Source organism: Arthrobacter sp. BB-1 (assembly GCF_006151685.1).
Taxonomy (GTDB): Bacteria; Actinomycetota; Actinomycetes; order Actinomycetales; family Micrococcaceae; genus Arthrobacter.
Map to the genome: position 1 here is coordinate 23,421 of NZ_VDEV01000007.1, position 13,825 is coordinate 37,245.

Consider the following 13,825-nt stretch of genomic DNA (forward strand, 5'->3'; position numbering starts at 1 on the left):
TGACACGGGCCGGACGGCCCTGCGGTGGCGGGGTTTCCACATAGGGCGCCCCCGTGTGCCTGGTGTCGGAGGGGGCTGGGATACTGAATCAATGGTCGATAACCAGCACGCCACCAACCTCATAGAACCCGCAACCGTTCCTGGACCGGCAGGCAGCACCGTCCCTCCCTCGTCGGCAACCCACGCGCAGGCGCTAGCCGTCCTGCGCGAACTGGTGGGCAACCCCACGGCCGGCTTCCATGAGGGCCAGTATGAAGCCATTGAGGCACTGGTCGACGACGGCCGCAGGGCTTTGGTGGTGCAGCGCACCGGTTGGGGAAAATCCGCAGTCTATTTTGTGGCGTCCCTGCTCCTGCGCCGCCGCGGGGCCGGGCCTACGCTCATCGTGTCGCCGCTCCTCGCCCTGATGCGGGACCAGGTAGCCGCGGCTGCCCGGGCAGGGGTGCGGGCTGTGGCCATCAACTCTGCGAACCAGCTGGAATGGGACACCGTCCGCGAACAGCTCGCCGCTGACCAGGTGGACGTCCTGCTGGTGTCGCCGGAACGGCTGACCAACCCCTCCTTCCGGGAAAACCAGCTGCCCGAACTCATCCGGCGCACGGGCCTGCTGGTCGTCGACGAGGCCCACTGCATCTCCGACTGGGGCCACGACTTCCGGCCCGATTACCGCAGGATCGCCGACCTGATCACCCAGCTGCCGGATTCGGTTCCGGTGCTGGCCACCACCGCCACTGCGAACTCCCGGGTGGTCCACGACATCGAAGAGCAGCTCGGCGCGGGCGTCCTCACCATCCGTGGTGCGCTGGGCAGGGATTCCCTGCGGCTGGGGGTCCTGTCACTTCCTGACGCCAAGCAGCGCCTGGGCTGGCTGTTGACGCATCTGGCCGACCTTCCCGGCAGCGGAATCATCTATACATTAACGGTGTCCGCTGCGGAGGATACGGCGCGCCTCCTGGCGGAGGCCGGCCATGAAGTGCTGGCCTACACTGGCCGCACGGACCCCGCGGACAGGGAACGTGCCGAGCAGCTCCTGAAGGACAACCAGGTAAAGGCGCTGGTTGCCACGTCCGCGCTTGGCATGGGTTTTGACAAGCCCGATCTGGGTTTTGTTGTCCACCTGGGGGCGCCCTCCTCGCCGGTGGCCTACTACCAGCAGGTTGGGCGTGCGGGCCGTGGGGCGGCAAATGCCGATGTCCTGCTTCTGCCAGGTTCCGAAGACCGGGACATCTGGCAGTACTTCGCCACTGCTTCCATGCCGTCCGAGGAAAAAGCCGCCGCCGTCCTCACGGCGCTTGCCGAAGCCGGTACGGCATTGTCCACGGTTGCCCTGGAAGCAAGGGTGGACCTCCGTCGCACTCCGCTGGAACTGCTGTTGAAAGTCCTCTCGGTGGATGGTGCTGTGGAGCGGGTGGGTGGCGGCTGGCGGTCCACCGGGCAGCCCTGGGCCTACGACGCCGAACGGTACCGGCGGATAGCCGAGGCACGCGTGGACGAGCAGGACTCCATGGTGATCTACCAGGACACTGCCGGCTGCCGGATGGAGTACATCACGTCCGTCCTCGACGACGAGACCGCCCATGCTTGTGGCAGATGCGATAACTGTGCCGGCCGGTGGTTTCCGGCGGAGATCGCCGAGCAGGCTACCGCGGCGGCCGGCCAGACGCTCAGCAGGGCGGGCGGAGTGCTGGAAGCGCGGCTGCAGTGGCCCTCCGGCATGGACCGCCTCGGCGTTCCGGTCAAGGGCAAGCTCAAACCTGCGGAAGGAGTCTCGGAGGGGCGGGTCCTCGCGCGGCTGACGGACCTCGGCTGGGGCGGCGCCCTGCGGGAGCTGTTTGCGGCAGGCGCGGAGGACCGGCCCGTTGACCCCGGCATGCTTCAGGCGTGCGTCCAGGTGCTGCGCGAATGGGGTGCCGGCGACCCCCGCAATCCAGGATGGAGCGGGGCGGGCAGGCCGGCCGCCATCGTCAGCATCCCGTCGCGCGGCAAACCTGAGCTAGTGGGGTCCCTTGCGAAGGGAATCTCGGAGATCGGCCGGATTCCGTACCTGGGCGAGCTTCAGCTGGCCCATGGTGGCCCCACGGGAAGCCGCGGGGGCAACAGCGCCTACCGGCTGGCGGGGGTGTGGGACCGCCTTGTGGTGGGGCCGGACCTTGAGGCCGCGCTGGGTTCCTTGCAGGGCGGCAGCGTGATGCTGGTCGACGACATTGTGGACAGCAGGTGGACGCTCACCGTGGCCGGCCGGGCCCTTCGCCAGGCCGGGGCGGGTGCCGTGCTTCCGCTGGTGCTGGCCCAGGCTGGCTGATTCATCCCGGCCCGCCCACGGCCGACTGGCTAAGGCGGGCTGGCCTACCCAGGCTGGATCTAGACGCGCTGCGCCTTCCGCCGGCTGACTTCCGCACCGGCGTGGGGCGGCAGGAACAGGCTGTCCGCCGTGCTCGCCAGCATCAACACCGCCATGGCGAGGAACGCGCCGCGGAACGGGCCGGCGGCGTCAGCCGGAAAGCTGTTGAGCCCGTCGAACAGCCGGATGAGCAGGGCCCCCACAGCAATGCCGGCAGCAGTAGCGAGCTGGACCAAGGTGGCAGACACCATATTTGCCGAGGTGAGCTGCGCGGGTGCGATGTCGGCGTACTGGACTGACGCATAGGCCGAGAACCCGATCGAGCGGAAGGCGCCGCTGCAGACCAGCAGGGCGAACGTCAGCGGCTCTGGCGTTTCTGCCGTAAGCAGGGCGCAGAGGACAAACGTAGCGGCAGAAGCAAGGGAGGCGAAGACGAGCATCGCCTTGAAGCCAAAACGCCGGATCAGGGGTGTGGTGGCCGGCTTGATGCCAATGTTGCCGATGAACACGGCCGCCACCATGGCGCCCGCGTGCAGCGGGGACCACCCGAACCCGGCCTGGAACATCAGCGGCAGCAGGAAAGGGACGGAACTGATGGTCAGGCGGTAGGCGAACCCGCCGGTGGCCATCGCCCTGAAGGTGCGGGTACTGAAGACCCCGAGGTCAAAGAGCGGATTCCGGGTCCTGCGCATCCAGATGACGGCGCAGGCAACAGCCACCACACCGAACCCGGCGCTCAGCGCGGCCCAGGGAGCGGAAGGGTGGGCGCTCACCAGTTCAAGGCCCGCCACCAGGGCACCAACCCCCAGGGTGGTGAGCGACAACCCCAGCCAGTCCAGCCGTCGCCCGCGGTCACCGGCCCGTGCAGGCACCAGGCGCAGGGCCGCAATGAACGCCGCCACACCCAGCGGGAGGTTGATCAGGAAGATCCAGTGCCAGGAAAGGTAGGTGGTGAGGGCGCCGCCCACCAGCGGTGCGAGCACCGGCGCCAGGAGCCCGGGCCATACCAGGAACGCCGTGGCGCGGAGGAGGTCGGCCTTCGGCGTCCCGCGGAGGACCAGGAGGGTTCCCACCGGTACCATCATGGCGCCGCCGAACCCCTGCGCGGTCCTGCTGAGAGTGAGGGCAACGAGGTCCTGGCTGAGTGAACACGCCAGGGATGCGGCTGTGAAGATGGCAATGGCAAGGCAAAAGATGCGGCGGGCACCAAAGCGCTCAGCCAGCCAGCCGCTGAGCGGGATGCCCATGGCGACGGTCAGGAGGTATGCGGTCATGGTGATGTTCACGTCCGCGGCTGGAACCCGGAAGTCGGCGGCGATGTTGGGGATGGCCGTGGTGAGGACCGTGCCGTCGAGGAATTCCATGAAGAAAGTGGCGGCCACCAGCAGCGCCAGGCGGGGACTCCACACCTGCACCGCGCCGCCATGCGCCTCATCCACCGTGTTGCTTGCTGCCATCCGACAATCCTGCCATCGGCGGGACGTGCAAAGCGCCGGGTGTCCGTCCGACGGACGGATATGTCCGCGGTGGTGGACGTATCGGCGCGGTGGAAATGCCACGGCAAGCAAAAGGCCCCGGTCCAGGACCGGGGCCAAACGCGGAGACGGGGGGATTTGAACCCCCGGTGGAGTTGTGCCCCACACTTCATTAGCAGTGAAGCCCATTCGGCCGCTCTGGCACGTCTCCAATTGCTATTCCTAGCCCACCAAGGATACGCAGAACCGGGCATGCAGTGCAAAACGGATCGCCCCGGCCGATACAGGACGCCACGGTTGCACGGCGCGGGCTTCACCCCGGGGGCTGTGCGCCCCGGACCATCCTGATTTCGCGAAGGTCCTCCCACTCCGGAATCACGTCGGCGGCGCCGTCAGGTTCAAACCCGAAGTGACGGTAGAAGCCAATGGCGCGCTGGTTGTCGGCAGCCACCCACAGGCTCGCCGCCTCATTGCCCAGTGCTGCAACAAGAAGGCGGCGGCCCAGGCCCAGCCCCTGGTGCGAAGCCAGCAGGTACAGCCCCCACAGTTCCAGGTTCCCGGACGACGGCGGCGCAAAGCTGTGTGAGGCGGCCCCTGGCTCCCTGCGGATGCCGGCAAACCCAACGACCGTGCCGCCGTCGGAAGCCACCCACGCATGCGCCGGCTCGGCGGCCTCCAGCAGGTGGCGCCAGAGGGGCAGCCGGGAACCGGCGTTCTGCGAGGCAAGGAATCCCTCGGACAACATGCCCCGGTACGTCTCCTGCCAGCAGCGGACGTGGACCGCGGCCAGCCGTTCCACGTCCGGGGCCAGCGCCCGCCGCACCTCAAGCGCCAACGTTATGAGGCCCCGCCGGCCAGCGACTTCCACAGGAAGTGCTGGCTGCGGGCCTGCAGCGCCGCGGCCTGCCGGTTGTCCGACGCGCCCGCGTGGCCGCCCTCCAGCGCTTCGTGGAACCAGACGTTGGGGATGCCCATGGCCAGCATCCGGGCCGCCATCTTGCGCGCCTGGACCGGGCCAACCCTGTCATCGGAGGTTGCCGTCCAGATGAACGTTTCCGGGTACTCCACCCCGTCCTTCAGCAGGTGGTAGGGGCTGAACGTCCTGATGTACTCCCACTGTTCCGGGACATCGGGGTCGCCGTACTCGGCAATCCAGGAGTGGCCGGCGGAGAGCCTGGTGTAGCGGCGCATGTCCAGCAGCGGCACCCCGCATGAAACGGCCCCGAAGAGCTCCGGGTACTGGGTCAGCATGTTGCCTACCAGCAGGCCGCCGTTGGACCCGCCCACGCAGCCCAGCCGCTCCCGCGACGTGACGCCCCGGGAGATCAGGTCCCTGGCAACGGCGGCGAAGTCCTGATAGGCCTTGTGCCGGTTTTCCTGCAGCGCCGCCCGGTGCCATGCCGGCCCGTACTCGCCGCCGCCGCGGATGTTCGCCACCACGTACACGCCGCCGCGGGAGTGGGGGGCTTCCCCGTCCGTCCCTTGCGCGCCCGAGGTCCGGCGTTCCAGCCAGGCCCTGCCCACCGTGCCGGTGTAGGCCGGTGTCCGGGAAACTTCGAATCCGCCGTAGCCGGAAAGCTGGGTGGGGTTCTGCCCGTCCAGCGGCAGGTCCCGGGAGGCAACCTGGAAGTACGGAACCCGGGTCCCGTCGTCGGACACGGCGAAGTGCTGCTGCACTTCATAATCGCCGTCTGCAAAGAACGACGGCGACGCCTTGACCACCGCGTGCCGGCTCACCACGCCGGGGGTACCGGAAGCCGCGCGCTCCAAGGTGCCGCGCATCAGCGTGGTGGGGGTGGTGAAACCTGTGGCGACCAGCCAGAAGTCGTTGCCCGCACCGCCGTCGGCCTCGTCTTCATCGTCCACCGCGTAGGCGTTGACGTCATGCAGCGGCGGGCAGGCATCCAACGGCGAAGACGCCCACGCTTCCTGCGCATTGTGCGTTGGCCGGGCGGGATCGAGCACCCGGATCTCGGAGGACACGTCCTTCAGGAGGTTCAGCAGCAGGAAGTCGCGGGTCCAGCTCCAGGACTGCAGGGACGTATTCGCATCCGGGGTGAACAGCACGGCAATGTCCCGTGAGCCGGCCAGGTAGTCCTCGAACCGGGCGGCGAGGAGCGAGCCGGCCGGATACGTCGAGGTGCCCAGTGCCCAGTCTTGCCGGGGCCGGAACAGCAGCCATTCCCGGTGCGCGCTGACATTCACGTCCGTGGGAACGTCGATCTGGAGCCAGGAACCGTCGCGCAGCACCAGGTTCCTGCGGTTGAAGAAATCGATGTAGTCAACGGCGAAGGTGCGCTCAAAACCGGGGGTGGAATCGTGGGCAACCACGGTCATCATGTGGTGCTCGGGCACCTCGAACAGGCGTGGCGCCCCGGCCAGGGTGTCCCCGCGCTTGAGCGTGACGGCCGTCCGGGCGTAGGAGGAAGCGGTCTTCGGCAGTCCGTCCGCGGTGGAGGCCACCAGCAGCGTGTCCGCGTCCAGCCACGAAACATTGCCCTTCGCCGTCGGGAGGTCGAAGCCGCCCTTCGCGGGGTCCACGAAGGCGCGGGTTTTGACGTCGAATTCGCGGTACCGGTTGGCGTCGCCGCCGTCGGGGGAGAGGGCCAACAACGCGTGCCGGTATGGTTCGCCGGAAGCGGGCCGCAGGAAGGTGGCACCGTGGAAAACCCACTCCTGGCCCTCGGCCTCCGCCAGCGCGTCGACGTCGAGCAGAACGTCCCACTCGGGGGTATCCGTGCAGTAGCTCTCCCACGTGGTGCGGCGCCACAGGCCCTTGGGGTTCTTCCCGTCCTTCCAGAAGTTGTAGTACCAGTCACCGCGCTTGCCCACCATGGCGATCCGGTCCGTGGAGTCCAGGACCTCAAGGATGCTGCCCTCAAGCTGGACATAGTCCGCGTCCTCCAGGAGGTCCTCGGTGCGGGAGTTCTGCTCCTTCACCCAGGCAAGCTGCTCCTCGCCGTAGATATCCTCAAGCCAGACGTTCTCGTCCGTGGGCTCGGGCGCGATGCCCTGCGGGGCGGTGCCGGTGGTGTTGCCGGAACCGGGGGCGGGCGCTGGATCAGCTTCAGTGGTGGTCATGCGCCTCATCCAAACAACATGCACCCCGGCTGGCAAGTCAAGCGTCGGGCGCACACTTTGTTTTCAGCCCGTACGCTGGATGGCGTGGAAAAAACGCAGAGCACCCGGACCGCCATCATCGGCGCAGGTCCGCGGGGCACCAGCGTCCTGGAACGCCTGCTCGCCCGCTGTGCCGCGCAGATCACTGCGGGTGCGGGCCCCGTGCGCCTCCACATCGATGTCATCGACCCCTATCCGGCGGGCCCTGGGCACGTGTGGCAGCCGCATCAGTCCCGGCTGTTCCTGATGAACACGCAGTCCTTCTACCCCACGCTGATTCCGGAGGATCCGGACCTGGCCCCGCCGGTCGCCGGAACCACCTTTGACCAGTGGCGGGCCAGGCAGCAGCGGCACCCGTCGCCTGCGCTCGGCGAGGACGAACTTGCTGAACTGGCCGTCCTGGAGGCCAACGACTTTCCCAGCCGCGCCCTCTACGGCCGCTACCTCCGCAGCACCCTGGAGGAGCTGGCATCCAAAGCGCCCGACGGCGTCACCATCACCTTCCACGAAACGTCAGCACAGTCCGTGCGCCCGTCGGGGGACGGAACGTTCGACGTCGGCCTGGCCACCGGAGCCACGCTGCGCACCAACGCCGTGGTGCTTGCCCTGGGCCACGTCCCGTCACGCCTGAACCCTGAACAGCGCGAACTGGAGGCGTCGGCCCGGCGGTTGGGCCTGCAGTACTTCCCGCCGGCCGTTCCTGCAGACGTGGACTGGTCGCTCATTCCCGCAGGTGAGCCCGTCCTGGTCCGGGGCATGGGGCTCAACTTTTTCGACACCATGGTCCAGCTGACGGAGGGCCGCGGCGGAAAGTTCGTCAGTAACGGAACGGCGCTCAGCTACGAGCCGTCGGGCCAGGAACCGCGGATCATTGCCGCTTCCCGGCGGGGAACGCCCTACCGGGGGAAAGCCGCGCTGAACGGCTACTACCCGGCGTCGGTCACCCTGCGCTACTTCACCGAAGCGGCACTGGAACGGTTCCGCACGGCCGGAATCCGCCCCGCCTTCGACCATGACTTCTGGCCGCTCCTTCACCGTGACGCGCTCTGGGCGTACTACTCCACCCTGGTCCGTTCCCAGCCGAACGCGGTACCTGACGCTCAGGCGTTCCTTGCCGACCTGGAGGAGGCGCTCCACCCGCACGCGCACAGTGCCGCCAACTGGGAGGACAGCGTGCAGAGTGTGCTGGCCGTCCATGTGGGGCCCCGGCACCGGTTGGACCTGCCGGCGCTCGCCGCACCCCTGGCCGGACGCTCCTTTGCCTCACGCGCGGAACTGGATGCCGCCGTCGTGGATTACCTGCTGGACGATGCCCGCCGGTCCGCGCTCGGCGAGGACGACCCCGTGAAGATGGCCATCGGGGCGCTCCACCACGGGCGCGCCGTGCTGAAGACGGCAGTTGCCGACGGCGGCATCACCGATGAATCCTGGGTGGCGGGACTGCGTGGCTGGTTCGAGTCGTTTGTGGAGGGACTCGCCAGCGGGCCTCCCGCGCTGCGCTCCGAGCAGCTTGCAGCGCTGGCCCGGGCAGGTGTGGTGAGCTTCGTGGGGCCGGACCCCAAGTTCGCGGTTGACCGTAAGAACGGCGCGTTTACGGCGTCTTCACCCTGGGTGGGCGGGGCTCCGGTGACTGCCCGGACCATGGTGGAGGCGCTCGCGCCCGGAAACCGGGTTTCGGCTAACGATTCGCCGGTGCTCGAGCAGCTGCTGGCGGACGGCCTGGTGCGGCCGCGGCTCATGATGACGGTGGAGGGGGCGCCCGTCCAGTCCACCGGCCTGGACGTGGTGGCACATCCCTACCGCCCAGTTGCAGCCAACGGCTCCGTAACCGAAGGCCTGTACGTGCTGGGCCTGCAGCTCTCGTCCGTCCAGTGGGGCACGGCCATCGCCGCCGAGGCCCTCCAGCCCGGCGGGCCCAACTACCGCAGCGGCCAGCGGACCCTGCGCGACGCTGACGAAATCGCCGGGGCCATCCTGGGGCTGTAACTTTCCCGGACGCTCTCTCACTTGATGCGCCTTAAACCCGAACGCTCTCTCACCCGAAAATTTTGGGTGAGAGAGCGTAGGGGAAAAACGCGCATTGAGTGAGAGAGCGTTTGTTGGGATGGTTACCGGTTCGCGCGCAGGCAGGCCCGGTAGGCGGCCATGGCCTGTCCGTAGTTCAGCTGCCCGGCAAGGTCCGTGGGCCGGGCGGGCTTGACGGGAGTGGTGCATCCTGGTTCAACCGGAATGCTCGCCACTGTCACCGCAACCGTCACCACGGTGCCGGATTCAGCCGCCGTGAGCACAAGCGTCCCTGTCCCGCCGGCTGCGCCGGACGGTACGGGCAGGTTCACGTTGGCCGTGCCAGCTTCCACCGGCACCATCCCCAGTTGGGTTACCGCACCGGCGGCGTCGGTGAACACTGCGGAGAGAGTCTTGTTGACCGGGCTGCCCAGCGATGTGAGGTCCAGCTTGGACACTGTGAGGCTGACCTGCTCCCCGGGCTTGACCTCAGCCGGCGTGGTGTTGGCGACCGCCACGGAGCGCCGGGCGAAGTCCGGCGAAACGGGGCTGCTCTCCTGCAGGTAGCTGATCCAGGCATCCCGGTCCACCAGTCCCGAGTCCTTGGTGTTGGCGCCCTCCGTGAAAGCCCGGAAGTTGTCGCCGCCTGTTGCCAGGAAGCTGAACGTGCCCACTCGGTAGGACTTCGCCGGGTCCAGGGCGGCGCCGTTCACGCGGACCGACGTGATGCGGTCCCCGGCGGGCCGGGCGGCGTCGTAGGTGTAGTTCACGTTCTTTGACAGGCCCAGCTGGAGGTAGGCGCGGCTGGGCACCGTCCCGTCCGCGTTGGTCTGCCACTGCTGCTCCAGCAGCGTCTTGAACTGGGCGCCCGTCAGGGATGTGGTCCAGAGGTTGTTCACGAACGGCAGCACGGCGTTGGCCTCCGCATACGTGATGCTCCCGTCCGGGGCGTAGTAAAGCTCGTTCCGCAGGCCGCCAGGATTGACGACGCCGATTTCGGCGCCGCCCAGCTCGGCCGGCTGCAACGAATCCAGGAGCGAATCGGCCACCAGGTTGCCCAGGGTGGATTCGTTCCCGCGGTCATCGCGCTTGGCAGCACCGGCGGCGTCCGTGGTGAACGCCGTGGTGATGTCCGCCGTGACGGAACCAACAGGCTGGTTTCCGACGACGGCGGCCTCAGCGAGTGCCTTCCTGACGATCGCGTCGACGGCGGCCACTCGCGGGTAGGCGGCGATCAGGTCCGCCACCGGGTCCGTGGTGCGCCTAACGTTGCCTGCCTTGTAGGACGTGACCTGCTTCGTGGCGTTATCCACGGTGAGCTGGATCTGCCCCACGTTCTCGCCGTAGTTGCCGGTCTGGACGATGGGACGGGTCTTGCCCTCGACGCCGGGGACGGGGGCATCCCAGGCGTATTCCTTGTGGGTGTGGCCGGTGAAAATGGCGTCAACGTCCGCGGATGTTTCGGTGACCAGCCTGGCGAAGGGACCGCCGGCTGCCACTTCCTGCTCCAGCGTGGCGCCTTCCACCACACCTGAACCGGCGCCGTCGTGGTTATCCACGATGATGACGTCGGCAAGGTTCCCTGAGGTGATGCGCGCCGCCGCCCGGTTGATGGCTTCCACCGGATCGCCGAACTCAAGGTCGGCAATGCCGGCGGGGGTCACCAGGGACGGGACCTCCTGGGTGACAGTGCCGATCACGGCCACCCTGACGCCGTTCATCTCAAGGACGGTGAATTCAGGCAGGACCGGTTCGGTGGTGCCCTTCCTGTAGACGTTGGCCCCCAGGTAGGGGAACTTCGCGTTGGTGCCGCCGGAGATGACGCGGTCGCGCAGGTCCGCCCACCCGCCGTCGAACTCGTGGTTGCCCACGGCCGAGGCCTTCAGTTCCAGTGCGTTCAGCACGTCGATGGTGGGCTGGTCCTTGGCGACGGCGGAGGCAAACAGCGACGCCCCGATGTTGTCTCCGGCGGAGAGGAAGGCGGTAGCCCCGGGGGCGGCTGCCGCCCGGAGCTTCTCGATGGTCCCGGCGAACAGCACGGTGTTGGAATCGATCCGGCCGTGGAAGTCGTTGATGCCCAGGAAGTTCAGGTCAACGGTGGCGGGCGCGGACCGCAGGTCCAGGCCCACCACAACGGGATCGTGGTCGCTGGCGCGGTACTGGTCCGGGGCGTAGTAGTTGGTGATGTTGTTGTTGTAGCGGCTGTACTCCAGGGCCACGGATTCTACGGAATTGATGTTCCAGATGTCCGCTCCGGTGACCGCCGCGTTGGCGGCGGGGGAGGCCAGGATGTGGTCCAGGGAGCCCACCGTCCCGCCGAACAGGTACGAGTGCTTGGCGGAACCGTCCGCGTTGCGTGCCTTCTCGTCCTGGTTGACGTAGCCCGCAGCAGTGAAGACGTTGATGGGGTCTTCCTTGGCGTAGGCGTTGAAGTCGCCAATGAGGAACACCTTGTCCGTGCCCTTGGACTCCTGCAGGGACTTGCTGAACTCCAGCAGGGATTTGGCCTGGGCGGTGCGGGCCAGGTTTGAAGCGCCCTGGCCCTGGTCGGTGTCGTCCGGCGTGGCGGCGGAGCCTTTGGACTTGAAGTGGTTGGCGATGGCGATGAACTCTGTCCCCGGGTCGCCCCCCACGGGCTTGAAGACCTGGGCCAGGGGCTTGCGTGCGGTGGAAAATGCAACGGTGTCATTGTGGATGATGGATTCACCCACGGGTTCAGCGACGGCCTTTTTGTAGATGAACGCGGTGCGGATCATGTCCTCGTCGCTCAGCGGCGGGGCGTTGGCAGGCGAGCGGACGTAGTCCCAGATCCCCGGGGTCTCGATGTTCAGCGCGTCCACCAGCTTGGCGAGGGCGTCGTCCCGGTCCTTGCCGAACTGGGCGGAGTTCTCGATTTCCATCAGCGTGACAACGTCCGCGCCGGCCTTGGTGATGGCGGTGACGATCTTGTCCTGCTGCCGCTTGAAGTTCTCCGCGTTGGCTGCCCCGCGTGCATTGCAGCCGCCGCGGACCGTGATCGGGTTGCCTTCGCGGTCCTCGTAGAAGGTGCAGCCGGTGAGCTGGTCGCCGGTGGTGGGGAAGTAGTTGAGCACGTTGAAGGAGGCGATCTTCAGGTTCCCGCCCACAGCGGCCGGAGCATCGGTGCGGGTTGCCCCGAACGACGCCGGCTGAACGGCGGCCTTGTTGGCTTCCGTCAGGTGGGTCAGCGGCTGGAGCTTCCAGGCGTTGTTGCCGTAGCCCAGCACCACGTTGGTGGTGAAGGTGGCGGGGGAGCCCACCCTTATCGGGTCCGTGGCGGTCAGGTAGGGCAGGACCTGGGCTTTGGTGGCGGCGTCCTTGAGGAAGTTGGTGCTGGAGCCGTCGTCGAGCTTGATGCCGCGGGCGGCGTTCTCCGCTACCGTGGCGGTGTATTCAGGGGAGCCGTAAGGCGCGACGGCGGTGGGCTGGACCAGGGGTGTTGTCCCGCCGGCCAGGCCGATCTCCCCGTACTGGTTCAGGCTGTAGTTGTCCGTGACGGTCAGCGGGCCCTGGGGAGCGAGGAGCATTCCCTCAAGGGATTCCCGGAGAGCCTCGTTGGCCGGCAGCGCGAAGGCCGTGGCCTTGACTTCAGGCGCGGCCTCGGCCAGCTTGGTGAGGCCGGACGCCGCAGTGACGTTGAGCTGCGTCATGCCGTAGTACTCCGCCACCGCGCCTGACACCTGGACGTAGTCTCCGGCCTGCACCGAAGCCGCTGTGGCGGGGGAGTAGACAAAGATTCCGTCCGAAGCGGCATGGTTGGTTGCCGTCAGGTCGCCGCCGGTGCCAGCCGTTTGCAGGTAGTAGCCGTTGAGCCCGCCCGTGGGGAAGACTGCGGTGACCTTGCCGGTGGTGGTGACCGTGGAACCTGCCAGCGGGCTCGCGGTGCCAGTGCCCTGGATCTCGGCGATGGACCGCGTGGACGGTGTGGGCGCTGGCGTTGGGTCCGCAGTGGGGCCAGGATCGGGCGTGGCGGTGCTGCCCGTCCCGGTGGGTGTGATGGCGGCGTTCAGGGCGAAGTCCGCGGCGTTGCTGTTGCTGTCCGACCCTGCTGCCCGGTTCAGGCTCTTGACGTCGGTATTTCCTGCGGGGGCCTGGGCTGCGTGTGTTTCGAAGGTGTTGGACGTGCCGTAGCCCAGCAGGTCGGCCACTCCGGCGGGTTCCACCTGGGAACCGGTGCCGAGCGCGACGGCGGTGGGCTGCTTGGCGAGCACGATGGTGCCGGCCGAGCCACTGAAGTTCAGGGCACCGGCAACGAGGTCAGGTGCGGGAAGGTCCGCACCGTTGGCACCGTTGCTTCCACCCTGGATCAGGTAGTGCCCCTTGGCCGGGATCGAACCGGAGAGGGCGGCCACGCTGGTGGGGGCCGTCGCGGCTGAGGCTGCACGGTACTGGACCGACCAGCCGTCCAGCGGGACGGGGGCGTCCGACGTGTTGTACAGCTCCACGAACTTGTTTTTGTATGCGGCGCCGCTGCTGCCACCGCTGAGGTAGGCCTCGTTGATCACAACGGGGGAGGTTCCTGCCGCGGCTGAGACCTCCGCGGCTGTCGAGTCGGCGACTGCGGGCAAGGCTGCCACGGGCGCTGCTGCCAGCCCCGCCGACAGCACTGTTCCCAGCGCCAGTTTCCAAGGTGTTTGATGCATCCGCTCTTACTTTCAGAAGGGTCCCCGGTAGGGGAACCGATGGAAGGTGTCCGGGTTGTACCCAGCGCACAAGGGCCCGGATCCTGCTCCTGGTCAAGTGGTATCCGGCACATCCCAACAGCTCTGAATGAACGCAGGATTGATAGCGCGTGCATTCGGCGGGCCGTTCCCCAGCGGAACACGCCGCCCCACCGGCCGGAGCCCCAGTCGCCCGGTCCCGGTGG

At 67.7% G+C, this 13,825-nt stretch carries 6 protein-coding genes and 1 tRNA gene; 2 read left to right on the forward strand and 5 right to left on the reverse strand.

Going from position 1 to position 13,825, the window contains the following annotated elements:
- The first annotated feature begins 91 nt into the window (after positions 1 to 91).
- Positions 92 to 2,302, forward strand: a complete 2,211-nt coding sequence (locus FHJ30_RS04180; RefSeq protein WP_171058913.1) for a RecQ family ATP-dependent DNA helicase — start codon at positions 92 to 94, stop codon at positions 2,300 to 2,302.
- 59 nt (positions 2,303 to 2,361) lie between these two features.
- Here FHJ30_RS04180 and FHJ30_RS04185 read toward each other — a convergent pair whose 3' ends face one another.
- From FHJ30_RS04185 to FHJ30_RS04200, 4 genes are all read right to left on the reverse strand, one after another.
- Positions 2,362 to 3,798: an MFS transporter gene (locus FHJ30_RS04185; RefSeq protein WP_139028011.1), complete on the reverse strand. Its 1,437-nt coding sequence runs from the start codon at positions 3,796 to 3,798 to the stop codon at positions 2,362 to 2,364.
- 141 nt (positions 3,799 to 3,939) lie between these two features.
- Positions 3,940 to 4,027: transfer RNA gene (locus FHJ30_RS04190), tRNA-Ser, on the reverse strand.
- Between the two features lie 102 nt (positions 4,028 to 4,129).
- A complete protein-coding gene (locus FHJ30_RS04195) occupies positions 4,130 to 4,684 on the reverse strand; it encodes a GNAT family N-acetyltransferase (protein WP_228405284.1) in 555 nt (184 codons plus the stop codon).
- Positions 4,654 to 6,897: a prolyl oligopeptidase family protein gene (locus FHJ30_RS04200; protein WP_139028012.1), complete on the reverse strand. Its 2,244-nt coding sequence runs from the start codon at positions 6,895 to 6,897 to the stop codon at positions 4,654 to 4,656. The genes FHJ30_RS04195 and FHJ30_RS04200 overlap by 31 nt, the downstream gene beginning before the upstream one ends.
- Before the next feature lie 84 nt (positions 6,898 to 6,981).
- On the opposite strand from FHJ30_RS04200, the gene FHJ30_RS04205 reads away from it, so the two are divergent.
- Entirely contained in the window at positions 6,982 to 8,922 is a 1,941-nt protein-coding gene (locus FHJ30_RS04205) for an FAD/NAD(P)-binding domain-containing protein (protein ID WP_139028013.1), read from the forward strand.
- A 122-nt stretch (positions 8,923 to 9,044) separates the two neighbouring features.
- Here the strand turns inward: FHJ30_RS04205 and FHJ30_RS04210 are convergent, their stop codons facing one another.
- Positions 9,045 to 13,601, reverse strand: a complete 4,557-nt coding sequence (locus tag FHJ30_RS04210) for an ExeM/NucH family extracellular endonuclease (protein WP_139028014.1) — start codon at positions 13,599 to 13,601, stop codon at positions 9,045 to 9,047.
- Positions 13,602 to 13,825 lie beyond the last annotated feature (224 nt).